Annotated in this window: 24 protein-coding genes and 4 pseudogenes; 14 read left to right on the forward strand and 14 right to left on the reverse strand. The window is 70.8% G+C overall.

What is annotated here, in order from left to right:
• Positions 1-72: 72 nt before the first annotated feature.
• From ACIRJT_RS18565 to zapE, 3 genes are all read right to left on the reverse strand, one after another.
• The gene (locus ACIRJT_RS18565) at positions 73-1,446 is read right to left on the reverse strand and encodes an alkaline phosphatase PhoX (protein ID WP_403910463.1); all 1,374 of its coding nucleotides are present in this window, start codon (positions 1,444-1,446) and stop codon (positions 73-75) included.
• A 139-nt stretch (positions 1,447-1,585) separates the two neighbouring features.
• Positions 1,586-2,011 (reverse strand): OsmC family protein, encoded by a 426-nt coding sequence (locus ACIRJT_RS18570; protein WP_018956892.1) that lies wholly within the window; start codon positions 2,009-2,011, stop codon positions 1,586-1,588.
• A 91-nt stretch (positions 2,012-2,102) separates the two neighbouring features.
• Positions 2,103-3,194 (reverse strand): cell division protein ZapE, encoded by a 1,092-nt coding sequence (zapE, locus tag ACIRJT_RS18575; RefSeq protein WP_403910465.1) that lies wholly within the window; start codon positions 3,192-3,194, stop codon positions 2,103-2,105.
• 37 nt (positions 3,195-3,231) lie between these two features.
• Between zapE and ACIRJT_RS18580 the strand changes: the two genes are divergently transcribed.
• From ACIRJT_RS18580 to msrB, 4 genes are all read left to right on the forward strand, one after another.
• Complete coding sequence (locus tag ACIRJT_RS18580) at positions 3,232-4,050, forward strand: pyrimidine reductase family protein (protein WP_403910467.1); 819 nt, start codon at positions 3,232-3,234, stop codon at positions 4,048-4,050.
• Between the two features lie 163 nt (positions 4,051-4,213).
• Entirely contained in the window at positions 4,214-4,666 is a 453-nt protein-coding gene (locus ACIRJT_RS18585) for an indole-3-glycerol phosphate synthase (protein WP_403910469.1), read from the forward strand.
• Positions 4,667-4,733: 67 nt separating this feature from the next.
• Positions 4,734-6,134, forward strand: a complete 1,401-nt coding sequence (gene murC, locus ACIRJT_RS18590) for a UDP-N-acetylmuramate--L-alanine ligase (protein WP_403910471.1) — start codon at positions 4,734-4,736, stop codon at positions 6,132-6,134.
• 50 nt (positions 6,135-6,184) lie between these two features.
• A complete protein-coding gene (msrB, locus tag ACIRJT_RS18595; protein ID WP_403910473.1) occupies positions 6,185-6,592 on the forward strand; it encodes a peptide-methionine (R)-S-oxide reductase MsrB in 408 nt (135 codons plus the stop codon).
• On the opposite strand, the gene ACIRJT_RS18600 is transcribed toward msrB, so the two are convergent.
• A complete protein-coding gene (locus tag ACIRJT_RS18600; protein ID WP_403910475.1) occupies positions 6,552-7,328 on the reverse strand; it encodes a hypothetical protein in 777 nt (258 codons plus the stop codon). The two genes, msrB and ACIRJT_RS18600, sit on opposite strands and share 41 nt — an antisense overlap.
• 36 nt (positions 7,329-7,364) lie before the next feature.
• Positions 7,365-7,847 (reverse strand): hypothetical protein, encoded by a 483-nt coding sequence (locus ACIRJT_RS18605; protein WP_403910477.1) that lies wholly within the window; start codon positions 7,845-7,847, stop codon positions 7,365-7,367.
• Positions 7,848-8,022: 175 nt separating this feature from the next.
• On the opposite strand from ACIRJT_RS18605, the gene ACIRJT_RS18610 reads away from it, so the two are divergent.
• Both ACIRJT_RS18610 and ACIRJT_RS18615 read left to right on the forward strand, forming a co-directional pair.
• Positions 8,023-9,861 (forward strand): alkyl/aryl-sulfatase, encoded by a 1,839-nt coding sequence (locus ACIRJT_RS18610; protein WP_403910479.1) that lies wholly within the window; start codon positions 8,023-8,025, stop codon positions 9,859-9,861.
• Between the two features lie 123 nt (positions 9,862-9,984).
• Entirely contained in the window at positions 9,985-11,502 is a 1,518-nt protein-coding gene (locus tag ACIRJT_RS18615; protein WP_403910481.1) for a hypothetical protein, read from the forward strand.
• 13 nt (positions 11,503-11,515) lie between these two features.
• On the opposite strand, the gene ACIRJT_RS18620 is transcribed toward ACIRJT_RS18615, so the two are convergent.
• The 3 genes and pseudogenes from ACIRJT_RS18620 to ACIRJT_RS18630 form a co-directional block, all read right to left on the reverse strand.
• Positions 11,516-11,947 (reverse strand): hypothetical protein, encoded by a 432-nt coding sequence (locus ACIRJT_RS18620; RefSeq protein ID WP_403910483.1) that lies wholly within the window; start codon positions 11,945-11,947, stop codon positions 11,516-11,518.
• A gap of 60 nt (positions 11,948-12,007) precedes the next feature.
• The gene (locus ACIRJT_RS18625) at positions 12,008-12,193 is read right to left on the reverse strand and encodes a DUF397 domain-containing protein (RefSeq protein ID WP_403910485.1); all 186 of its coding nucleotides are present in this window, start codon (positions 12,191-12,193) and stop codon (positions 12,008-12,010) included.
• Positions 12,190-12,507 (reverse strand): annotated as a pseudogene (locus ACIRJT_RS18630) (Scr1 family TA system antitoxin-like transcriptional regulator); the annotation flags it as partial. The gene ACIRJT_RS18625 and the pseudogene ACIRJT_RS18630, both read right to left, overlap by 4 nt.
• Between ACIRJT_RS18630 and ACIRJT_RS18635 the strand changes: the two are divergent.
• Together ACIRJT_RS18635 and ACIRJT_RS18640 are read left to right on the forward strand one after the other, a co-directional pair.
• Positions 12,460-12,768: a DsbA family protein gene (locus tag ACIRJT_RS18635; protein WP_403910607.1), complete on the forward strand. Its 309-nt coding sequence runs from the start codon at positions 12,460-12,462 to the stop codon at positions 12,766-12,768. The pseudogene ACIRJT_RS18630 and the gene ACIRJT_RS18635 sit on opposite strands and share 48 nt — an antisense overlap.
• Before the next feature lie 328 nt (positions 12,769-13,096).
• Complete coding sequence (locus tag ACIRJT_RS18640; protein WP_403910487.1) at positions 13,097-13,699, forward strand: polysaccharide deacetylase family protein; 603 nt, start codon at positions 13,097-13,099, stop codon at positions 13,697-13,699.
• A gap of 122 nt (positions 13,700-13,821) precedes the next feature.
• Here ACIRJT_RS18640 and ACIRJT_RS18645 read toward each other — a convergent pair whose 3' ends face one another.
• Positions 13,822-14,067, reverse strand: coding sequence for a DUF397 domain-containing protein (locus tag ACIRJT_RS18645; protein WP_403910489.1), 246 nt, complete (start codon positions 14,065-14,067; stop codon positions 13,822-13,824).
• Entirely contained in the window at positions 14,064-14,954 is an 891-nt protein-coding gene (locus ACIRJT_RS18650) for a Scr1 family TA system antitoxin-like transcriptional regulator (RefSeq protein ID WP_403910491.1), read from the reverse strand. Before ACIRJT_RS18650 ends, ACIRJT_RS18645 begins: the two co-directional genes overlap by 4 nt.
• A gap of 153 nt (positions 14,955-15,107) precedes the next feature.
• On the opposite strand from ACIRJT_RS18650, the gene ACIRJT_RS18655 reads away from it, so the two are divergent.
• The 4 genes and pseudogenes from ACIRJT_RS18655 to ACIRJT_RS18670 all read left to right on the forward strand — a co-directional run.
• Complete coding sequence (locus tag ACIRJT_RS18655; protein ID WP_403910493.1) at positions 15,108-15,569, forward strand: ATP-binding protein; 462 nt, start codon at positions 15,108-15,110, stop codon at positions 15,567-15,569.
• 426 nt (positions 15,570-15,995) lie between these two features.
• Positions 15,996-16,557, forward strand: a pseudogene (locus tag ACIRJT_RS18660) (transposase); the annotation flags it as partial.
• On the forward strand, positions 16,554-16,916 hold the full coding sequence (locus ACIRJT_RS18665) for a hypothetical protein (RefSeq protein WP_403910495.1): 363 nt from the start codon (positions 16,554-16,556) through the stop codon (positions 16,914-16,916). The pseudogene ACIRJT_RS18660 and the gene ACIRJT_RS18665, both read left to right, overlap by 4 nt.
• A 149-nt stretch (positions 16,917-17,065) precedes the next feature.
• Positions 17,066-17,300: pseudogene (locus ACIRJT_RS18670) on the forward strand (hypothetical protein); the annotation flags it as partial.
• Positions 17,301-17,422: 122 nt separating this feature from the next.
• Here ACIRJT_RS18670 and ACIRJT_RS18675 read toward each other — a convergent pair.
• Together ACIRJT_RS18675 and ACIRJT_RS18680 are read right to left on the reverse strand one after the other, a co-directional pair.
• A complete protein-coding gene (locus ACIRJT_RS18675; RefSeq protein ID WP_403910497.1) occupies positions 17,423-18,439 on the reverse strand; it encodes a DMT family transporter in 1,017 nt (338 codons plus the stop codon).
• 36 nt (positions 18,440-18,475) lie between these two features.
• On the reverse strand, positions 18,476-19,294 hold the full coding sequence (locus ACIRJT_RS18680; protein WP_403910499.1) for an SDR family NAD(P)-dependent oxidoreductase: 819 nt from the start codon (positions 19,292-19,294) through the stop codon (positions 18,476-18,478).
• Between the two features lie 141 nt (positions 19,295-19,435).
• On the opposite strand from ACIRJT_RS18680, the gene ACIRJT_RS18685 reads away from it, so the two are divergent.
• Positions 19,436-20,017: a TetR/AcrR family transcriptional regulator gene (locus tag ACIRJT_RS18685; RefSeq protein ID WP_403910501.1), complete on the forward strand. Its 582-nt coding sequence runs from the start codon at positions 19,436-19,438 to the stop codon at positions 20,015-20,017.
• Positions 20,018-20,474: 457 nt separating this feature from the next.
• Here the strand turns inward: ACIRJT_RS18685 and ACIRJT_RS18690 are convergent, their stop codons facing one another.
• Positions 20,475-20,834, reverse strand: a complete 360-nt coding sequence (locus ACIRJT_RS18690; protein WP_403910503.1) for a hypothetical protein — start codon at positions 20,832-20,834, stop codon at positions 20,475-20,477.
• Between the two features lie 258 nt (positions 20,835-21,092).
• Here ACIRJT_RS18690 and ACIRJT_RS18695 point away from each other — a divergent pair, with 258 nt between their 5' ends.
• Positions 21,093-21,338, forward strand: a complete 246-nt coding sequence (locus ACIRJT_RS18695) for a hypothetical protein (protein WP_069755615.1) — start codon at positions 21,093-21,095, stop codon at positions 21,336-21,338.
• Between the two features lie 52 nt (positions 21,339-21,390).
• On the opposite strand, the pseudogene ACIRJT_RS18700 reads toward ACIRJT_RS18695, so the two are convergent.
• A pseudogene (locus ACIRJT_RS18700) lies at positions 21,391-21,713 on the reverse strand (transposase); the annotation flags it as partial.
• Positions 21,714-21,719 lie beyond the last annotated feature (6 nt).

Consider the following 21,719-nt stretch of genomic DNA (forward strand, 5'->3'; position numbering starts at 1 on the left):
GCGGAGTGCCGCCCCGGCCGGCCGGCTCCGGAGTCCCGCCCCGGTCACGTCCGGAGTCCCACCCCGGCTACCTCAGCACCACGGCCCCGTCACCGCGAACGTCGTCCCCGGCGTGTAGCAGTTCACGAACATCGTCGAACCGTCCGGGGAGAAGGCGACCCCCGCGAACTCCCCCCACTCCGGCTCCTCGGGCGTCCCGATGTTCTGCCGCCCGCGCGCCATGGTGTACACCTCGCCGCGCCGGGTCACCCCGAGCACGTGCTGCGCGCCGCCGCCGTCCTCACAGACCATCAGCCCGCCGTCACCCGCCAGGCAGATGTTGTCGGGCGACTCGCCGGGCAGTTGGATGTCGGTGTCCGGGCCGAAGATCACGACCAGGGTGAGCCGCCGCTTCTTCGGCTCGTAGCGCCAGACCTGGCCGTAGTGGTCGGCCGCCGAACCCTCGTCGCTGCGGGCGAAGCTGGAGACGAAGTAGACGGACGAGCCGCCCCAGTAACAGCCCTCCAGTTTCTGGGCGTGCGTGACGCCCTTCGGGCCGAAGTCCTGGAAGCGGATCGGGGTCCGGGCCGCCAGCGGATCCGGTACGGGGACCCACTCGATCCGGTCGAAGCTCGTACCGGTCTCCCGGACGGCGGAGAGGTCGGGCACGCCCGGGACCCGCATCGCCTCCAGCGCCCCGCCCGCCCGGAGCGAACCGGTGCCGCCGAGCGGCTTCTCGGGCAGGAAGCGGTAGAAGAGCCCGAACGGCTTGTCGAACGCGTCCTCCGTCTCGTACACGATCCCGGACTTCGGGTCGACGGCGATCGCCTCGTGCTGGAAGCGGCCCATCGCGGTCAGCGGGACGGCCCCGGTGCGGCGCGGATCGGCGCCGTCCACCTCGAAGATAAAGCCGTGGTCCTTGGTGTACCCGTTGGTCCCGGCCTTGTCCTCGTTCTCCTCGCAGGTCAGCCAGGTGCGCCAGGGGGTGGGCCCGCCCGCGCAGTTCACCGCCGTACCGGCGATGGCGACGCGCTCGCCGAGGACCTTGTTGCGGCCGTCCAGCTCCAGGGACGTGCAGCCGCCCTTGGCCGCCGGGTCGTAGGTCAGCCCGTCGACGGTCGGTACGCCGATCTTGGCGCTGTGCCGGTTCTCGTGGTTGCGGACGAGGTGGACCCGGCCGTTGCGGCCGGGCAGTGCGGCCATCCCGTCGTGGTTGCCGGGCACCGGCCCCTCGCCGGAGCGCAGCGGTTCGCCCTCCCGGGACAGCACCCGGTAGCGGAATCCCTTCGGCAGGTCGAGCAGCCCGTCGGGGTCGGGGACGAGAGGGCCGTAGCCGTCGTGGCCGCGTGCGGCGGCCGTGCCCGCGAAGAGTTCGGAGAAGGCTCCCGTGAAGGCGATCGCGGCGGCTGCGCCGCTGCCTGCCAGGACCTGGCGTCGTGTCGCGGTGGAGCGGGGTGCGGATGACATGAGGTGACTCCCTGTTGGCGGACAGGTGAAGTGACCCGCACGTGTGTAGCACGCACAGAGGCGCGGGGGAACCATGCCTACCCCCGCGCCCCGTGTTGCCGCTGTGGCGGCCCCGATGGGAGCAGCCGTCCGCGGAAGGTCAGGCGAGCGAGGCCGTCAGGGTGATCGTCGTGCCCGTGAGCGCCTGGCTGACCGGGCAGTTCGCCTTGGCGTCCTCGGCGGCCTTCAGGAAGGCGTCCTCGTCGAGACCGGGCACCTCGCCCACGACGGTGAGGTGGATGCCGGTGATGCCGGTACCGGGCTGGAAGGTCACCTCGGCCTTGGTCTCCAGACGGGTCGACGGGGTGCCGGCCCCGGCGAGGCCGTGGGAGAGGGCCATCGAGAAGCAGCTGGAGTGGGCGGCGGCGATGAGCTCCTCGGGGCTCGTCTTCCCGTTCGCCTGCTCCGAACGTGCGGGCCAGGAGACGGGGTAGTCGCCGATGCCGGAGGAGTCGAAGGTGACGACCCCCTTGCCCTCGATCAGGTTGCCTTCCCAGTTCGTGTGCGCCTGACGCGTGGTAGCCATGCTGAATCCCTTCGAACGGTGTGCGCGGTGGTACGGGATAAGTCGGGGCGCCCCACAGAGTGCGGCGTCCCGTTGCGTTACGCCCCCGAACCTACTGCGCCACCAGCCCCTTCGCGTCACGCGCCAGCGCTGTCAGCCGGGAGATCGCCCGGAAGTACTTCTTCCGGTACCCGCCGTTCAACATCTCGTCGCTGAACAGCTGGTCGAACGGCAGCCCCGAGGCGAGCACCGGGACCTCCCGGTCGTACAGCCGGTCGGCCAGCACCACCAGGCGCAGCGCGGTCGACTGGTCGGGCACCGCGCTCACCCCGGTCAGGCAGACCGCCGCGATGTCGTCGGTCAGCGCGCCGTACCGGCTCGGGTGGACCCGGGCCAGGTGGTCCAGCAGCCCGGGGAAGTCGTCGAGGGACGCGCCCGCGGTGGCGTACGCGGCCCGGGTGACCTGCTCGTCGTCGTACGGCGGCGGCGCCTCGGGCAGACCGCGGTGGCGGTAGTCCTCGCCGTCGATGCGCAGCGGGCGGAAGCGCGCGGACAGGCCCTGGATCTCGCGCAGGAAGTCGGCGGCGGCGAACCGGCCCTCGCCGAGCTTGCCCGGCAGCGTGTTCGAGGTGGCGGCGAGCGCCACCCCGGCCTCCACGAGCCGGCTGAGCAGCGAGGACACCAGCACGGTGTCGCCCGGGTCGTCGAGCTCGAACTCGTCGATGCACAGCAGCCGGTGCCCGCTGAGGGTCCGCACGGTCTGCTGGAAGCCCAGCGCGCCCACGAGGTTCGTCAGCTCCACGAACGTGCCGAACGCCTTCAGCGACGGCTCGGCGGGCGTGGCGTGCCAGAGGGAGGCCAGCAGGTGGGTCTTGCCGACGCCGTAGCCGCCGTCGAGATACACGCCGCGCGGCCCGGCCGGTGCGGCCGGCTTCCTGCTGAACCACTTGCGCCGCCCGGACCCCGTCGCGTGCGCCCCGCCGAGCCCGGCGGCGAAGCCCGCCAGGACGGTGACCGCCTCGCTCTGGCTGGGCTGGTTCGGGTCGGGGACGTACGTGTCGAAGCGCACCGAGTCGAAGCGCGGCGGAGGCACCATCTCGGCGACCAGACGGTCTGCGGGAACGTGCGGCTCACGGGCGCACAGGGACAGTGGGGCCGTTTCGGCAAGGGGGCTCTGCCCCGGAAACGCGGTGGATGACGACACAACTCTCCACCCTAAGGCTCATGCCAGACTGCAACCCATGCGAAGCCTGTTCCCTGTGACGGACCTGACAAAAAGCGCCTCGGGAGCGGAGGACCCGTCCGGGCCGCTCATCGACCGCGAGTGGAGCCTCGACGAGTTGGCGGACGCCTACGCCTACCCCTCCGACCGCCCGCCCGAAGGGTCCGCAACCCCCTGGCTGCGCGCCAACATGGTGTCCACCCTCGACGGGGCCGCCCAGCACGACGGCCGCTCGCAGCCCATCTCCTGCGCGGCGGACATGCGGATCTTCGGCACCCTGCGGGGCCTGGCCGACGTGGTGATCGCCGGGGCGGAGACCGTACGGCTGGAGGGGTACCGTCCGGCCCGTGCCCGGGAGGCGTTCGCCGCGCGGCGGGCCGCCGCCGGACAGGGCCCCGCGCCCGCCGTCGCGGTGGTGACCGGCTCGATGGACCTGGACTTCTCGCTGCCGCTGTTCACCGAGCCGCTCGTTCCGACGCTCGTGCTGACCGGGTCCGGGGCCTCGGCCGACCGGGTCGCGGCGGCCCGGAAGGCGGGCGCCGAGGTGGTGATCGCGGGCGAGGGCGCCCGGGTGGACCCGGCCCGTGCCGTGCGCGAGCTGGCCGACCGGGGGCTGAGGCGGCAGCTCACCGAGGGCGGGCCCCGGCTGCTCGGACAGTTCGTGGCGGCCGGTGTGCTGGACGAGCTGTGCCTGACGGTGTCCCCGATGCTGACCGCCGGGGACGCGCAGCGGATCGCGGGGGGTCCCGGGGTCACCGTGCCGGAACGTTTTTTCCTGGCATCACTGCTGGAAGAGGCCGGGTTCCTCTTCACTCGGTACCGTCGGACCGACAGATAGCGGAATTTACCGTTCCGCTTAGCTCCGGCTGGGCACACTTACCCCTGCAGTCCCCGTGGAGGCGCGGGGAAGGATGGTTTCAGCAAACGACCGTCGACGGTCGAGCCGGCGGTCGACGAGACGAAGAAGCGGAAGGGCGCCTGTCGTGTTCACAAGCGTTTTGATGATCGAGAAGCCGCTCACTCCCGAGGACGTGGACTTCGTCACCACCCTCCACGGCGAGGAGCGGATCTCGTTCGTCGTTCTGTTGCAGCCGCGCGGTGACCAGGCCGATGTCCTGCTGCGCGCGATCGACGACGTGGCGATGGGGGAGCTGAAGGAAGCGGTCCGCGAGGGCGAGGAGCCGCAGGGCGACGAGGCCCGCGAGACCGCGCAGATCGGCCTGGAGTACTCCCTCCGGGCCCTGCGCGACGCGGGCTCCGAAGCGATCGGACAGGTGATCGAAAATCACCCCCTGGACAAACTGACGACCGTCGTCGAGGAGGCAGGCGCGGACGAGGTCATCGTCCTGACCGCCCCGCACTACGTGGAGGAGTTCTTCCACCGCGACTGGGCCTCCCGCGCCCGGCACAAGGTCGGCGTCCCGGTGCTCAAGCTCTTCGCGCACAGCGAATAGGCTGACCCCGCGGTCCGGGTCGGCCCCCGGCCGCCGTCCGAACCGTAGCGACCACGCAGGAGCACAGATGGCACCCGGCATTCCCGCCGCCATGGAACGACCCCACTTCATCGGCATCGGCGGCGCCGGAATGTCGGGCATCGCGAAGATCCTCGCCCAGCGCGGGGCGAAGGTGGCGGGCAGCGACGCGAAGGAGCCCGCCACCGCCGAGTCCCTGCGGGCGCTGGGGGCGACCGTGCACATCGGACACGCGCCGGGCCACCTGGCCGACGACGCGTCCTGCGTGGTCGTCTCCAGCGCCATCCGCGCCGACAACCCGGAGCTGCTCCGGGCGAACGAGCTGGCGGTCCCCGTGGTGCACCGCTCGGACGCGCTGGCCTCCCTGATGAACGGCCTGCGCGCCATCGCGGTCGCCGGGACCCACGGCAAGACGACCACGACGTCGATGCTGGCCGTCGCCCTCTCCTCGCTGAGCCTGGCCCCCTCGTACGCCATCGGCGGCGACCTGGAGGGCCCCGGCACCAACGCCACGCACGGCGAGGGGGACATCTTCGTCGCCGAGGCGGACGAGAGCGACCGCAGCTTCCAGAAGTACGACCCCGAGGTCGCGATCGTCCTCAACGTCGAGCTGGACCACCACGCGAACTACGCCTCGATGGACGAGATCTACGACTCCTTCGAGACGTTCGTCGGCAAGGTCGTCCCCGGCGGCACCCTGGTCGTCTCCGCCGACCAGCCCGGCGCCATCGAGCTGACCCGCCGGGTCCGCGACCTCTCCGACCTCAAGGTCGTCACCTACGGCTCCGCCGAGAACGCCGACGTGACCGTCCACAAGGTCACCCCGCGCGGCCTGACCAGCGAGGTCACGGTCCTGCTCAACGGCAAGTTCCTGACCTTCACCGTCTCGGTGCCCGGCAGCCACTACGCCCACAACGCGGTCGCAGCCCTCGCCGCCGGGGTCGCCCTCGGCATCCCGGCGCACAACCTGGCCTCCGCGCTCGGCAGCTACACCGGGGTCAAGCGTCGCCTCCAGCTCAAGGGCGAGGCGGCGGGCGTGCAGGTCATCGACTCGTACGCGCACCACCCCACCGAGATGACCGCCGACCTGGAGGCCATGCGCGGCGCGGCCGCCGACGCCCGCATCCTGGTCGTCTTCCAGCCGCACCTGTTCTCCCGTACACAGGAGCTGGGCACCGAGATGGGCCAGGCCCTCGCCCTCGCCGACGCCTCCGTCGTCCTGGACATCTACCCGGCCCGCGAGGACCCGGTCCCGGGCATCACCAGCGCCCTGATCATCGACCCGGCGAAGGCGGCCGGCGCCGAGGTCACCGCCGTCCACGACCAGGCCGACGTCCCCGCAGCCGTCGCGGGAATGGCGAAGCCCGGCGATCTCGTTCTCACCATGGGAGCGGGCGATGTCACCGACCTCGGCCCGCGCATCCTGGACCACCTGTCGAGCGGCCGGTAGCCGAGTGGCGACCGGATCGAGCGACCCCCTGTCGAGCTGAGGAGCGGGACGTGTCGTACGACGTCGAGAAGCCGGACGAGCAGTGGCGGGAAGAGCTGACCCCCGCCGAGTACGCGGTGCTGCGCCAGGCCGGCACCGAACCCGCCTTCGTGGGTGAGTACACCGACACCAGGACGGCGGGCGTCTACTCCTGCCGGGCCTGCGGGGCGGAGCTGTTCCGCTCCGACACCAAGTTCGAGTCGCACTGCGGCTGGCCGTCCTTCTACGACCCGAAGGACACCGACGCGGTCGAGCTGGTCGAGGACCGCGCCCACGGGATGGTCCGCACCGAGGTGCGCTGCTCCCGCTGCGGCTCGCACCTGGGCCACGTCTTCGAGGGCGAGGGCTACCAGACCCCCACGGACCAGCGCTACTGCATCAACTCGATCTCGCTGACCCTGGCGCCGGACGAGAGCTGAGCCGTGACGGCTCACGTGTGCCCCCGCCCCTCCTCGCGCAGGCAGGGAAGAGGCGGGGGCACAGTGCTGTCCGCTGTCCCGCCCGGGGATACCCGATGCCCGCGACGGCGTCAGCGAGCCGCTCCGGGGTCACCGCCGGGTTGAGGGCCCCGACCAGCTCGGGCGTGAGCGGCCGCAGCTCGTAGACGTCCTGTACGGCGTCGAGGTCGACCGGGGCGTCGAAGTAGTACGCGGCCCAGTCGGCGTACGCCGCCGGCGTCCCGCCGGCCGGCATCCCGAACAGCCAGCCCGCCCCGTCGTCGCCGAGCGCCGGGTCCACCTCGCCCGTGCGCCAGGCCGTGTCGCCGGTCTCCCGCCACAGGCAGGCGGTCACCAGCGAGATGTCGTCGAGGCGGAACGACGGCTCCTGAACGCAGGACCGGAACACCTCGGGAACGGAGTCCAGGACTCCGGGGAACGGCACTTCGTCGTCGCTCGCGCAGGGGTTCAGCGGGGAGGTGTGGTCGAAGCCGATCACGTACGCGCCCGCGGCGGAGAAGACGATGGAGTAGGTGTCCCCGCCCCCGTTGTCCATGGAGGCCAGCACGCGGCCCGGGGACCAGTGCGCGTCGAACGCGTGGCGGCGCAGATGCGGCTTGTCCGGCTGCATGATCGCGTCCAGCATCGCCATCGAGCGGCAGCGGTCGCGAAGGGTGGGTATGCCCGGCAGCTTGCGGGCGATGTCCTGAGCGGTCACGGGGCCGATTCCACCACAGCGGCGCGGCCCCGACGATCACTCCTCGTCGTCGCCGCTCCCGCCCGCCTCGGCCGCTTCCGAACGCAGCAGCGGATGGATCACGCCGGGGAAGACCCGGGCCCGCACGACCTCCTCGGCCGAACCGCCCCGGACGACGGTCTCGGCGACGCCCCAGGGCCGCCCGGCCAGGTGGATGGTCAGGGTGTACGAGGAGGAGCAGCCGGTGCACTCGTAGCGGTCGGCCCAGGTCTCGACCTCGGTGGTGGAGCCCGGGTAGCGCTTCATGTGACGGTGGCGGGCGTGGCAGTGATCGCAGGTCTCGCCCGGCTCGCAGGTCCCGCCGCACGGGCACGGCACGTCGAAGCCGTCGGCCGGCTTCCAGCGCTGCACGAGGACGGCCTCGCGGGTCGCGCCCATGTCCTTCATGGCCTTGAGGTTGCGGGCGGCGACGTTGTACGACTCGCCGGTGGCGGCCATCCGGTCGCGGATGACGTCCTTGCGTCCGCGGTTGGTCGTCATGTTGCTCCTCCTGGGTTCACGCAGCCCGCCAGGAGGCCCATGAGTCAATCAGTCCGTACCTCTTTACGTTACCCGCCCGGCACCGGCGCACGGACCGGGCGGGTATCCGGTTCGCGGGGCGGGCACCACGGGACATGTGATGCGAGTCCGGTCGATATGGGGTCTTCTGGGCTCCATGCTCTCCACGAATGATCTCGACTACGCGGACACGTCCGACTTCGACGACGCCGAGCGGGGCTTCGTCGCCGCTCTCTCCCCGGCGGTGATCCGGACGGAGGACGGCCGGGTGATCTGGGACGGGGAGGCGTACGGGTTCCTGGACGAGGACTGCCCGCCCAGTGCGGACCCGAGCCTGTGGCGGCAGAGCAGGCTGTGCGCCAAGCAGGGCCTGTTCGAGGTGACGACGGGCATCTACCAGGTCCGCAACCTGGACCTGTCGAACATGACGCTGGTCGAGGGCGACACCGGCGTCATCGTCATCGACCCGCTGATCTCGGCGGAGACCGCGGCCGCCGCCCTCGCGCTCTACCGCGAGCACCGCGGCGACCGCCCGGTCACGGGACTGATCTACACCCACTCCCACGGCGATCACTTCGGCGGCTCCCGCGGGGTTCTGCCGCACGGCCACGCCCCCGTACCGGTGATCGCCCCCGCGGGGTTCCTGGAGCACGCCGTGGCGGAGAACGTGTACGCGGGCGGCGCGATGACCCGCCGCGCGGTCTACATGTACGGCGCCGAGCTGAAGAAGGGCCCCACCGGGCAGATCGGCGCCGGGCTCGGCATGACGACGTCCACGGGCACGATCACCCTGGTCCCGCCGACGCTGGACATCACCCGCACCGGCCAGGAGGAGACCGTCGACGGAGTGCGGATCGTGTTCCAGATGACGCCGGACACCGAGGCGCCCTCGGAGATGAACTTCTTCTTCCCCGACCGGCGCGCCCTGTGCATGGCGGAGAACGCGACACACAACATGCACAACATCCTGACCCTGCGCGGGGCGGTGGTCCGCGACACCCGCATCTGGGCGCACTACCTGGACGAGGCGATCACCCTGTTCGGCGAAGAGTCCGAGGTCGCGTTCGCCTCCCACCACTGGCCCACCTGGGGCCGAGGCCGCATCGTCGACCACCTGGCGGGCCAGCGCGACATGTGGGCCTACCTCCATGACCAGACCCTGCGCATGACCAACCAGGGGCTGACCGGACCGGAGATCGCCGAGCGGATCGAGCTTCCGCCGGCGATCGCGAACCGCTGGGCGAACCGCGGCTACTACGGTTCCGTTAGCCACAACGCCAAGGCCGTCTACCAGCGCTACATGGGCTGGTTCGACGGCAATCCGGCCCACCTGTGGGAGCACCCGCCCGTCGAGCAGGCCAAGCGGTTCGCCGCCGACTACGGCGGTGTCCCGGCGCTGGTCGCCAAGGGCGAGGAGTACGCGGCCTCGGGGGACCTCCGGTTCGCCGCGACGCTGCTGGGACACGCGGTCTTCGCCGCCCCCGGCGACTCGCTCGCCAAGCAGGCGCTGGCGTCGGTGTACGAGAAGCTGGGTTTCGGCGCGGAGAACGCCACCTGGCGCAACTTCTACCTGATGGGCGCCCAGGAACTGCGCGGCACCGTCGCGCACACCTCGCTGGTGACGACCAACCCCGAGATGGCGATGGCCCTGACCGTCGACATGCTCATCGACTCGCTGGCCGTCCGCGTCGACGGCCCCCGGGCGTGGGACGAGAAGCTCACCATGACCTGGAACGTCACCGACGAGGGCCGCGCCTGGCACCTCCTGCTGTCCAACGGGGCCCTCACCCACCGCAGCACCGGTGCCGCCCCCGGGACGGCGGGGCCGGCACCGGCCGCCGACCTCACCTTGACCCTGACCAAACCGCAACTGCTCGGGATCCTCGCGGGCAAGGGGCTCGACGGCGTGGGCGTCGAGGGCGACCAGCAGGTCTTCGCGACCCTGACCGGCCTGCTCGACACCCCCGACCCCGACTTCCCCATCGTCACGCCCTGACCCGTCGACGCCGGGCTCCACCACCGCGACGGGCGGCCCCGCCACCGCGACGGGCGGCCGGGCAGACCTGCGGAGCCCCGGAATTCGCGTGCCCTGCGGCCGGGAGACCGGCAGGATGCCTCCGTGAACCATGTCCTGTGCGGTCTTGCCGCCAACCCGTCACTGCCGTCCGCAGCGGTCGACCGGCTGATCGCGGTCGCGGACGCCGACCTCGCCGAAGCCCTCGCCGGCCGTGCGGATCTGAGCCGGGACCAAGCGGTAGCCCTGGTCTCCCGCGTGGGGGACTGCGCGGTCGGCCTCGCGTACGAGGGCCGCCTGACCGCCGCCGACATCGATCCCGCGACGCACCCGATGGCCGCACTCGCCCTGCTCGACGAAGGCGCCGGCCGCCCGGAATGGGCACGGCTCTTCGCATCGGATGCGGACGCCGGGCGAAGGGAGAAGCTGGCCGCCTGCCCCGGCCTCCCGCCCGATGTGGTGGAGCGGCTCGCCGCGGACCCGGAGGTCCGTGTGGTCGCGGAGCTGGCCGAGTGGGCTCCTCCGGAAGTGGCCGCCGGGCTCGCCGGGCACCCCCACGCCGAGGTCCGGCGTGCGGTGGCGGCCAACGAGGCGACGCCTCCGGAGACGCTCGCGGCGCTGATCACCGGCGAAGGACTGCCTCCCGCGCTCCACTGCCTGGTCTGCGACCACGAGGAGATTCCGTTCACGCACGACCGGCAGTGCCCGAGGCCCGACTGCGAGCTGCTCCCGGACGCCGCGTGCGACGGCTCCCACGAATCCGTCACCCACCAGCTGTGGCAGGCGGCCCTGCTGAACCCGGCCACGCCGACCGAGGTCGCCGTCGGCTTCGCCGAACACTTCTCCACGCAGCTGCGCCGGTCCCTGGCGGCCCGCCCCGACCTGCCACCGGCAGTGTGCCGACGGCTCTCCGAGGACCCGGTACCCGGAGTACGCGAGGACCTCGCCGCGAACCCCGCGCTGGACGACGACCTGATCCGCGTACTGGCCAAGGACCGCGATTCCGACGTGCGCCGCGGTCTAGCGCACAACCCCCGCGTCCCGCTGGACGTGCTCACGGAGCTGGCCGGCACGACGAAGACCGGCGAAGCCCTGCTGCCGCGGATCGCCACCGCGTCCGCCACCGAGACCGCGGAACTGGCCCGGTCGCCCCACCCGGCCGTACGGATGCTCGTGGCCCGACGGCGCGACCTTCCGGCCGCGATACGCGACGCGTTGGCAGCCGACCCCGACGCGAAGGTGCTCACGTGCATCGCCCCGCACCCGGGTCTCTCCGCGGCGCAGTTGCGCTCCATGGCCGGCCGGCACGGCATCAGGGTCCTCGCCAAGGTCGCCGCCAACCCGGACGCGCCTGCGGAGCTTCTGGCCGAGCTGGCCCGGCACGAACCACCGGTGAACAAGGCGCTCCGGGAGATCGCCCGGCACCGCCGGGCGACGGCTCCCGCGCTGCTCCCCTGCCTGGAGAACGGAAGGGCGAGGCCCGTGGCGGCCGGTCACCCCGCCCTCCCACCAGCGGTCATCGTGGGCCTGCTCACCGACTCCGACCCGGAGGTGGCGGAAGCGGCAGCCGCCAATCCTTCGCTGCCGCCGCGGACGATGCTGGAGCTGGTGTCCCGGCCATGACCGGCATCCGGCGCTAGACCTCGCCGTCCTGGGCCAGCTCCTGCCAGCGAATGCCGCGAAGCGCGAGGTCCGCGTCCTCGCCCGACGGGACGTTCAAGCCGTTCTGGAACCAGACCACCGTGAGAGTGGAACGATGCAGCACCGAGTCCAGCTCGGGGGCGACCGGTGTCGAGCGGAAGAAGCCGATGCAGGCGACGGAAGGCAGCACCTCGACGGGACCGAAGCCGCCGGGGGCCTCGTCCGGGTACTCGCGAGCCGGCGGAACCAGATGGACCGGCGTGGACGGAAACGCGTGTTCAGCCTGCTGCTGGAGGCTGCTGACCTTCATGTCATTGAGGAGCTTGCACGGGTAGCCCTCCAGGAAGCCTCCGTAGGTCGAAGACATCCGCAGCTCGGTGAGCTCGATGGAACGGCCTGATGAGAGGGCTATGTGGCTGAGCGTCATGCGGGCACCCTAGCCGCGCGCTTCACGTCCGATACACGGCCTGGCCCTTCAGGGGCCGGCTCAGCCCTGGGAGGCGTACGCGAGGAAGTGCGCCCAGGGGGCCGGGGCGAGGGCGAGCTGCGGACTCTCGTCGAGCTTGGAGTCGCGGACGTGGACGGTGGAGGGGCAGGAGGCGACCTCGACGCAGGAGTCGCCGTCGCCGCCGCTGTAGCTGCTCTTGAACCAGGCCAGGGGTGTGGTGCTCATCTCGCTCCTCGCATCCGCCGCATCAGGCTTTGGGAGTCGTCCAACGAGAGAGCCTGTGAACGCATACTGGCACACCGCATCTGGAGTTCGCTGATCATTTTGAGGTCGGAGACGAACGGCCCGTGCTCCTGCCTTTCCACATAGCCGAACCACTGGTGCTTCGGCGTCTCCAGCAGTTGCATGGGCCCGTCGATGGCCATGTGGTGGTGCCGTACCAAAGGCATGATCTGGACCTCCACATTGCGCAGCTCGGACAGACGGAGGATGTGGCCGAGCAGCTCCCTCGTAACCTCTTCGCCGCCCAACCCGCCGAGGACGACGACGCCTTCGCCGACACCGCTGTCCTGCTGCGCCTGGCCGAGGAGGTCGACGGACTGCGCGGTCCCGACTTCGACCGCAAGGTGACCGAGGGCTTCTACCTCCCCTGGGCCCGCCGTGTCTCGGCGGCCTTCGAGACCAGTGGGGTCACCGGCACGCCCACCGTGGTCTTCGACGGCCGCCCCGTCACCGTCATCAACCCCATGGGTTACGCGGTGACCCCCGAGGCGTTCCTCGCCGAGCTGAACCTGGACTGACGGCGCCCGCCGGTTTCTTCCGGGGCCCGCACACGGCTTTCCGCGTTTGCCGCGTTCTTCCGTGGGACAGGACTGTCCTGCGTCATGTGTGTGACGTCCGGCCGCAGCCATACCCAGGGCGGATATGGGTGAGTGAGCCGCTGCTTCGTGCGGCTCCGGTGCCTCGCTGGTTCACCGGTCCATCCCTGGAGAGGATCCCCGTATGAGCAGGCGATACAGAACGCGCATAGGGTTCAGCGCGGCTGTTGCGATGCTGATGGCGTCGCTCGCGTTACCGCAGGCGTCCGCGCAGGCAGCAGACTCAGGGAGCCGTTGTTCCGGGGGTTACGTGGCCCTGACCTTCGACGACGGCCCGACGGACCGCACGACCGAGTACCTGAAGGCGCTGCGGGAGTCCGGACGGGTCAGGGCGACGTTCTTCGTGACCGGCACACTGGCCGACGGGCAGCGGGCCGGGACACGGCGGATCGTCGCCGAGGGCCATCAGGTCGGGAACCACTCCTACACCCACCCCGATCTCGTACAGCTCGACGCGGCCACCGCGTTCGCCGAACTCCGCGACACCAGCCGCGTCGTCCGGACCCAGACGGGGCGTACGCCCACGCTGTTCCGGCCACCCTTCGGGAGCACCGACGCACGGACCCGGCGGGACGCGGCCCGCCTGGGGATGACGGAGGTGATCTGGACGGCCGACACCGTCGACTGGAGCGGTATCCCCACCGAGACGATCGTGGCGAACGCGCTCACCGTGAAGCCGGGCGGCATCATCCTGATGCACGACGGTCTGCCGACGACCCTCGCGGCGATCCCGAAGATCGTCCAGGGGCTCGCCGAGCGGGGCTTGTGCCCGGGGCGGATCGTGTACTCACCCACACCGGTCGAGGCGTGGCCGGGCCTGACCTTCCACGCCAAGGCAGCGCCCTGGCGTTGACGTCCGGGCGCCGACGAGACGCCGATCGGGGGCGGTGCCGCGCACAGCGCCCGCCCCCGCCGACGCCCACGGGCGGTCGGGACGGCGCGTGACCGCCGCGCCCTCCACGAGCCGTCCGGGGCTCAGCCCCGGACGGCGTACGCGAGGAAGTGCGCCCAGGGGGCCGGGGCGAGGGCGAGCTGCGGGCTCTCGTCGAGCTTGGAGTCGCGGACGTGGACGGTGGAGGGGCAGGTGGCGACCTCGACACAGTCGCCCGAGGATCCGCTGCTGTAGCTCGACTTGTGCCACTCCAGCGCGACCTCCACGCAGGAGTCGCCGTCGCCGCCGCTGTAGCTGCTCTTGAACCAGGCCAGGGGGGTGGTGCTCATCTCGCTCCTCGCATCCGCCGCATCAGGCTCTGGGAGTCGTCCAACGAGAGAGCCGGTGAACGCATATTGGCACACCGCATCTGAAGCGCGCTGATCACTCCGGGGTCGGAGACGAACTGGCCGTACCTCTGCCCTTCCAGGTAGCCAAACCACTGGTGATCCTGCGTCTCCAGCAACTGCATCGGCCCGTCCAGCCCAGCATGGTGATGCCGTACCAGCGGCATGATCTGGATGTTGACGTTGCGCAGCTCGGACAGGTCGAGGATGTGGTCGAGCAGCTCTCTGGTGACCTCGTCGCCGCCCAAATCCCTGAGGAAAAGGTGCTCTTCGAGGATGAAGCCGAAAGAGGTGTTCGGTCGCTCGCGCAGCAGTTGCTGACGATCCAGCCGAGCCGCGAGCTGGGCCTCGATCTGCTCGTCGGCGAGCGGCGGCAACTGGTCGGTGAACAAGGTCCGCGCGTACGCGGCCGTCTGCAACAGTCCCGGAATCAACCGGCACTCGTACGTGTACAGACTCAGCGCCGACAGCTCCAGCTCCGCCCACTGCCGGAACCAGCTCGCCAGCCCCTTCCGGTGCGTCAGATGCTTTGCCGCCGCTAGAATCACGCCGAACGCGTCGAGCAGACTGTCCGCGCGCTCCGCGAAGTCCGGAGGCGGGAGCCGGCGGCCCTGCTCGATGGAGGCGACGGTCTCGGGTGAGTACCCGACGAGTGGCGCGAACTGCTCCTGTGTCAGCCGAGCCCGCTTGCGGAAGGTCTTGACCACCTCTCCGAACATCTTGAGGATGTACTGCGGCTCGGGTTCGCCGCCGGTGCGTGTGCCGCCGTTGCCGATAGTCCCGTACGTGGTGCTGTCGATGCCGTCCGTGTCGTGCGTGCCGTGCGTCATGTACGGCTACCTCCCCGTGCGCCTGTCCTGGTCCGCGACCCGTCCATGCTCACGGAACGTGACCCGTACCGTCTACCCTTCGCACCCGTACGCTGACTCAGCGTACGGGTCGGTGACCTGGTGGAAAGGGGGTGAGGCCAGGAACCTGGGGGCATGGAAGCGCCTACGGCAACCCAACCCCCCGTAACCGTAAATGTGTTCAAGCGTCATTTCGACGCGGATCCACGCGGTGCCCGGCTCGCCCGCCGCGTCGGGCTCCACAAGCTGCACACCTGGGGCATCCCGTACCTCAGTGACGCCTGGGAGTCGGCGGCCCTGATCATCGGCGAGCTGACGGCCAACGCCGCGACCCACGGCCGCGTACCCGACCGCGACTTCGAACTGCGCCTGTCGCACCTGCCCGGCGACCCGGAGACGCCCGGCCTCCTGCGGATCGAGGTGTCCGACACCCGGGGCGAGTGCCGACCGCCCGGACCCGGCGAGATCTCCGCGCCGCAGGACGGCTCCGACAGCGGGCGCGGACTGCTGATCGTGGACGCGCTGGCCGACCGCTGGGCCGTTCTCGACCGCAACCCGGGCAAGACGCTCCGGGCGGAGCTGGACCTGCTGTACTGAGGGTTCTCGGCGCTGCTACGTCACCGGGCCCGCGGAGGGGATCGTCGGGAAGGCCCCTCGCCTCCCGGTGGCTCACACCTCGCGGCCGGCGGAGTCTGGTGGAGCGTCAGCGGCGGTCCGCGCTGCACGACCGCGCCGGATGGGCCGGAGTGCGGCTCAAAAGATTGATGAAGAAGTGGAGCAATGCTCAGGACCGGTGGATCGGCCTCGGGTTGGAACGTGAAAGGGCGTACCTTCCCGAGCGATCGAGAGGTCACCGAGTGGACCGACGTTGCACCGTCCGTTGGGACGGCGCGCCCATGCTCAGCGCAGTCAACGAGGACGGCACCACCGAGGCCATTTCCTGATCGACGAGATCGTCCGGGAGGGTGCCCGGCGGATGCTGGCCGCCGACCTTGGAGGCGGAGGTGGATCAGTACATAGCCGATGACGGATCCGATACTCGTCGTCGGTGACGGCGCGATGCGACGGTGGCGGGCCCGGGCGGAGGTGTTTCCGCAGGCCAGGCACCAGAGGTGGTGGGTTCACGAGACGCGGAACGCCATGAACGCGCTGCCGAAGTCCGCGCAGCCCGGAGCACGGGCGGCCCTGCGGGAGATCGGCAACGCCGAGGACCGCGCGCACGCGGGGGAAGGCGGTCACCGCGTTCGAGAAGGCGTACGGCGCGAAGTGGCCCAAGGCCACCAAGAAGATCACCGGCGAGGTCGACGAACTGCTGGCGTTCTACGACTTCCCCGCCGAACATTGGGTGCATCTGCGCACGACGAATCCGATCGAGTCGACGTTCGGCACGGTGAAGCTTCGGACCAAGGTCACCCGTGGTGCCGGCAGCCCGGCCGCCGCCCTCGCGATGGTCTTCCAGCTCGTGGAATCCGCCCACGGCCGCCGGCGTGCGGTCACCGCACTCCACCTCGTCGCCCTCGTCCGGGCCGGCGCCCGCTTCGAGAACGGCCACCTCATGGAACGGCCGGAAGGCAAGGCAGCATGAACAGCCGGCACCAAAGCGACGAGCCCGCCGAGCACCGGCGATTCACCCACTACACGCAGGCCTTGCAGACCGTCGCCGGGGCGGACGAAGCCGACCTGCTGGCTGCTGTTCTGCGCGACGAGGACACCACCATGGCCGCCAGCGCGGTGAGCCGACACATGGACCGCCGGGCCACCGAACTTCTCACCGACCCGGCATTCACGGCATGGGCCCAGGCCATGTCCAGGGTGATCGACCAGCACGACTTCCTCACCACCCGACTCCTCGAATGGTGCCTGCTCAGGACCCTCGCTCTGGGCGAACCGTGGGCCGCCGAGGAGCTTGCCGACGCCTCCGACTGGCTCAGCGCACAGCCGTGACCACACAGATCGTCACCGCACCCGACGTCCTGCGACTACTCGCAGAACGCGGGCGGACCCGCCGAGTCCGCAAGGCGGCCCACCACCGACTCCAACACCTCGAGAAATCGGGCTGACTTGATCCACAAGTCTTGGCTATTGCTCCCCGCCGAGGCCCCGAGCACGGTTCCGGGCTCGGGGCTCAACGCTGGGTCGTGGAGCGCGCCTTCGCTCACCTGCACTGGTTCCGCCGCCTGCGCATCCGCTGGGATCCGCGATGACATCCACGAAGCCTTCCCGAGCCTGGGATGCGCACTCGTCTGCTGGCGCCACGAACAGGGACGTCACGTCACGTCACGTCACAGACGAGACCGGCGAACCAGACCAACCCTCTTCACGCAATGACCCTGCGGTCTGAACGGTGCCGCCCGGGAGAGGGGCCTGGTCGAGGTCACCCTCCCGGCGCCCCGGCATGGGTGAGGGAGCGGGCGCCGGCGAGGGGAGGCAGGCACGGTCTCGCTCGGCTCTCATGGGGGTGGGTCCGGGAAACGGTGCAGGCACAGTGCGGCACGGTGCCGGTGATCATGTGGCTGTCGATCGGAGAATGGATCGCAGATGCCTCGCAGTCCGCCCTGAGCACGCTCGCGTGGAGCCGCCACCCGCCTCTCGTCCCCGGTTCCGGACTTTTGGTCAGGACGAGGGGCCTGCCCAGCGGAGTCGGTCGGCGCGGGCTGCCGCATGCCGATCAGGACACCTGCGGTGACGAGCGCGGCGCCGGCGGCATCGGCGAGGCCCACCTCGCCGAGCCCGAGTGCGAGGGTGGTGAGCAGCGCACCCACGGGGACGAGCCCGGCGAAGAGCCCGGCGTGCGCGGCGCCCAAGCGGCGCAATGCCTCGTACCAGAGGAAGAAGGCGGTGGCGGTGACGAGTACGCCGACGTAACCGAAGGCGGCCGCTTCGGTGGGGGTCGGCAGGCGGAGGGAGTTCGTGCCGTCCAGGGCGATGCTCGCGGCCAGCAGCATGGGCACGGCCGGCGCCGCGGGGTAGGCGGCGACTCTCATGGGGCCGAGTTTGGATAGCAGCGGAAGAGCGAGCAGTGAGAAGGCGACCTCTCCGACGAGCGCTCCCAGCGACAGCAGCAGGCCGTGCGGGCTGCCGTCGCCGAGTCCCGCGGCGACGGCAGCGCCCAGGGTCACGACGGCCGCGGCGCCGACGAGGCGCGCGGTCGGCCGGCGGCGCTCCGTCAGGGGCCCGACGAGTGCGAGGACGATGGGGATCGCTCCGACCACCGCGCCGATCATCGCGGGGCTCGCGTGCCGGGTGGCCTCGACCAGAAAGATGTTGAAGCCCGCCAGCCCGGTGGCGGCAAGCGCCAGGAGGAGCAGGTAGTCACGGGGGGTCAGGTGGGCCCGGGGTAGGCGGCGGTGGCGTACAACGGCGAGGAGGATCGCCGCGGCGAGCGCGTAGCGCAGGGCTTGGTCGCTGAGGACGGGGTAGTCGGCGATCGTCGCCGAGACGGCCGTCGAGGTACCGACGAGCAGCATCGACCGCGGCCCCCGCGGCGGGAACCGTGGAGGAACTCACGCCGCGTGCTCCTTCGGCTGCTGGACGGTGCCCGCGGGGCTGAGGACCTTGCGGGTGACACGCTCGGCGAGGGCGGCGACCAGAGTGCGCGGTCGGCGCGGCAGCAGGTGTGCGGCCAGGGCGTTGCCGAGTCCGGGGGTGACGTAGCCGCGGTCGCGGTCGAGTGCGCGCAGAGCGGCCCGTACGACCGGTTCCGGTGTGGTCATCGAGCCGTTGACGGCCGCCTTGCGGGTGCCGATGGCCTCGAAGAAGGGGGTGTCGACCGGGCCGGGGCACAGAGTGAGTACGCGGATGCCGCGCCCGCGGTACTCCTGGCGCAGGGCGAGGCCGAAGTTCAGCACGAAGCCCTTGGCCGCGCTGTAGACGGCGAAGTACGGGGAGGGCTGGAAGCCCGCGGTGGAGGCGACGTTCACGACCGCGCCCGTGCCGTGCCGCAGCATGGCGGGGAGCAGTGCGTGGGTGAGGCCGACGAGAGCGACGACGTTGACCATCAGTTGGTCGTGGTCGCGGTCCGCGGCGATGTCCTCGAAGCGGCCGCATGTGCCGAATCCGGCGTTGTTGACCAGCAGGTCGACGCTCAGGCTCCGGGCGGCGAGGCTGTCGGCGATCCGCTGGGCCGCCTCGGGCTCGGCGAGGTCCTGGACCAGGACGTGGGCGCGGATGCCGTGCTGCGCGGCGAGGCGCTCGGCGAGGGCGGTGAGCCTGCCCTCGGAACGCGCCACCAGGACCAGATCGTGCCCACGGGCGGCGAGTTGCGCGGCGAACTCCGCCCCGAGTCCGGATGAGGCGCCGGTGATGAGCGCTGCACTCTGCACGGGGGTCTCCTTCGTCCATTGAGTAGATAGGGCAAGAGAGTATCCAATGGCCCTTTAATTGCAACAGAGTAGATGCAGTTAAATCAGTTACGGCCCAGTGGTGTACCGTTTCGGCGGTCACGTAGAGGAGTGGGAGGCGCCATGGGTGAGACAGCCGCACGGCCCTTGCGAGCGGACGCGGAACGCAGTGTGCGCGCGATTCTGGAGGCAGCCGAACGCGTCCTCTCGGTGGATCCCGCCGCGTCGATGGAGCAGATCGCGACTGCCGCGGGGGTGGCCAGGACAACGATCCACCGGCGTTTCGCCCATCGGCAGGTACTGATCGACGCCTTGGCCGCGTCAGCCGCCCGCCGGCTCGTCCAAGCCGTGGAGGACGGCCGGCCGGACACCGCCCCTCCCCTGGTGGCACTCCACCGGATCACGGCCAATGTGCTGGAGGTGAAGGGCGCCTGGGCGTTCGCCCTGGAACTTCCGGCCGAGCCCGGCAGCGAAGCGGCCGCCCTCCACGAGGACATCGGCCGACGCTGCATCACCGTGCTGGAACGAGCCCGGGCGGAGAAGCTCATCGACGAGGCGGCCGACCTCCACTGGCTGCGGCGGGTCTACTACGCGCTCCTCGGGGAGTCGCTGCGCGGAAGCCCGGACGACACCGGCATCGACACCGACACCCTCGCCGCCCGCATCATCGACACCCTGCTGCACGGCGCGGGCCCACGCGCCTGAGCAGGCCGCCTACCGGTCACTCGACGTCGCCGGCGTGGCGCTCACCGCACGAGAGGCTGGTCAGGGTGCGGAGCGTCGCTCCGGCTTTCGTGGAGTCCGGTTCTGGCGTCACGAAGCCCCGACGATCACCGCCACACGGCGACCGCCCGCACCGGCACCCGCCCGTGAACCGGCCAGGCGCGGCGAGGACCCCCGCGGGGCCGACGCTGCGGGAGGTCATGCGCGTGTGTGACCTCGCGAGCAGATCACGGCGAAGTCCAGGGAGTTAAGGGGGCGGCGGTAGTCACGGCTGGTGTGGCGAATGCGCAGGTCAACGGCACAGTTCGATGCACCACAGGTTAAAGAGCAAGCTCAGGCGGCGGGGGAGTGGTCGTCCCGTCCGGTCAACGTGCGAAGGGTGTCCGGACGGGCTCCGCGTTCCACCCCGCACCTTCCCGCCCTCTTCGCCGAAAAGCGGTCAAGCGACGTAGAACCACATGGCAATCGCTAGGACCAGTGGGATAGGGCAGGCCAGGACCGCCAGCAGGAGGCTGCGTGTGTCGGGGGGCATGCGCTTCGCCCCCGGCGCCAGGCGCACCGCGACGAGCACGGCCGCACCGCCGGACAGGCCGCCGAAGCAGCGGAGGAGGAAGCCCCCCACCGGTATGCCCTCCGCGGCGCTCCACAGCGTCGTCATCCCGACCACGAAGCCCAGCAAAGCGAGGGACGTCATGGTGAGCACCCACAGTCCTGCGGCAAGGAGCACCACAGCGGTGCGCCGGGGCGCAGGAGCGATTCGGGCCGGTCGGTAGAGAGCGTCGTACCCGCGAGGGGCCATGCCCTGCATCCTTGCCAGTTCCGTGCCACCGAGCATGAGGTGAATTACTCGAACCGGGCGCCACCTCGTGCATACTCAGTCGTCCTGCTCAGGCCGACGGCCGCGTCCTCGCCCATCGTTCCCTGTCCTTCGGAGGGGTTCGGCATCCCCACCGGGTGCAGGCCGATGGGAACTTCCGAGCCCGGTCAGAGATGCAGGCCCGGAGCTATTGAGCGACTGTGGATACAGACCGCTGTTCCGTCTGCCCAGAGGAGCACCATGATCGTCAAGATGCTGCACGAGAAGGGCTTGAAGTCCGAGCACGCCTACACCGCGGCGTTCGCGTCGATCGGGTTGTCCGTCGCCTCCTGGTGCGGATCCATGAAGGCCGAGGCAGCCGGCACCGCACGCGCGGACCGCTGGGGCATCTTCGTCGGGGAGTGGGCCCCTACCTTCTTCGCTCTCGGACTGGCCCTGGCGAACTACGAACGGGATCACGAACCCTTCCACTCCGCAGCGCACTGACGCCGACGGGGCACCCCCGGGCCTCCTGAGGGGGCGGAGGCTGCGGGGGAGGGCGGAAGGTGTGTTCCAGATCGAACCGGCGGAGAAATGTCTGCCAGCGCCGGTCAACATCCGTGCCGGTCATCCCGGTCCGGGAGGACCACAGCCACAGAGGCAGCGGATCGTGGCCGCCGGGCAGACGATCGACCTGAAGGCGGATCAGCGTGCCCTCGATGACGGGCTGTGCGTCGGTGTGGTCGATTCACGCGCTGCGGGTGGTGAGCCGGAGGTGGAGGCGGTCGAGGGCCATGGCCCTCGCGGTGCGCCCCAGGTGTCCGGCTTGGCGAAGCGGAACTCACCCCCGGGCGTGGGCGGGCGCCCGCCGCCGGGGTGGGACCGCAC

Origin of the sequence: Streptomyces sp. NPDC102283, from assembly GCF_044766265.1 — a bacterium.
Taxonomy (GTDB): Bacteria; Actinomycetota; Actinomycetes; order Streptomycetales; family Streptomycetaceae; genus Streptomyces.

What these genes read in the sequence shown, in the direction of transcription:
- ACIRJT_RS18565 (WP_403910463.1), bottom strand. Translation starts at nt 1,446, where the DNA reads ATGTCATCCGCACCCCGCTCCACCGCGACACGACGCCAGGTCCTGGCA.
- ACIRJT_RS18570 (WP_018956892.1), bottom strand. Translation starts at nt 2,011, where the DNA reads ATGGCTACCACGCGTCAGGCGCACACGAACTGGGAAGGCAACCTGATC.
- ACIRJT_RS18580 (WP_403910467.1), top strand. Translation starts at nt 3,232, where the DNA reads ATGCGAAGCCTGTTCCCTGTGACGGACCTGACAAAAAGCGCCTCGGGA.
- ACIRJT_RS18585 (WP_403910469.1), top strand. Translation starts at nt 4,214, where the DNA reads ATGATCGAGAAGCCGCTCACTCCCGAGGACGTGGACTTCGTCACCACC.
- murC (WP_403910471.1), top strand. Translation starts at nt 4,734, where the DNA reads ATGGCACCCGGCATTCCCGCCGCCATGGAACGACCCCACTTCATCGGC.
- ACIRJT_RS18605 (WP_403910477.1), bottom strand. Translation starts at nt 7,847, where the DNA reads ATGACGACCAACCGCGGACGCAAGGACGTCATCCGCGACCGGATGGCC.
- ACIRJT_RS18610 (WP_403910479.1), top strand. Translation starts at nt 8,023, where the DNA reads ATGCTCTCCACGAATGATCTCGACTACGCGGACACGTCCGACTTCGAC.
- ACIRJT_RS18620 (WP_403910483.1), bottom strand. Translation starts at nt 11,947, where the DNA reads ATGACGCTCAGCCACATAGCCCTCTCATCAGGCCGTTCCATCGAGCTC.
- ACIRJT_RS18625 (WP_403910485.1), bottom strand. Translation starts at nt 12,193, where the DNA reads ATGAGCACCACACCCCTGGCCTGGTTCAAGAGCAGCTACAGCGGCGGC.
- ACIRJT_RS18645 (WP_403910489.1), bottom strand. Translation starts at nt 14,067, where the DNA reads ATGAGCACCACCCCCCTGGCCTGGTTCAAGAGCAGCTACAGCGGCGGC.
- ACIRJT_RS18650 (WP_403910491.1), bottom strand. Translation starts at nt 14,954, where the DNA reads ATGACGCACGGCACGCACGACACGGACGGCATCGACAGCACCACGTAC.
- ACIRJT_RS18655 (WP_403910493.1), top strand. Translation starts at nt 15,108, where the DNA reads ATGGAAGCGCCTACGGCAACCCAACCCCCCGTAACCGTAAATGTGTTC.
- ACIRJT_RS18665 (WP_403910495.1), top strand. Translation starts at nt 16,554, where the DNA reads ATGAACAGCCGGCACCAAAGCGACGAGCCCGCCGAGCACCGGCGATTC.
- ACIRJT_RS18675 (WP_403910497.1), bottom strand. Translation starts at nt 18,439, where the DNA reads ATGCTGCTCGTCGGTACCTCGACGGCCGTCTCGGCGACGATCGCCGAC.
- ACIRJT_RS18685 (WP_403910501.1), top strand. Translation starts at nt 19,436, where the DNA reads ATGGGTGAGACAGCCGCACGGCCCTTGCGAGCGGACGCGGAACGCAGT.
- ACIRJT_RS18690 (WP_403910503.1), bottom strand. Translation starts at nt 20,834, where the DNA reads ATGGCCCCTCGCGGGTACGACGCTCTCTACCGACCGGCCCGAATCGCT.
- ACIRJT_RS18695 (WP_069755615.1), top strand. Translation starts at nt 21,093, where the DNA reads ATGATCGTCAAGATGCTGCACGAGAAGGGCTTGAAGTCCGAGCACGCC.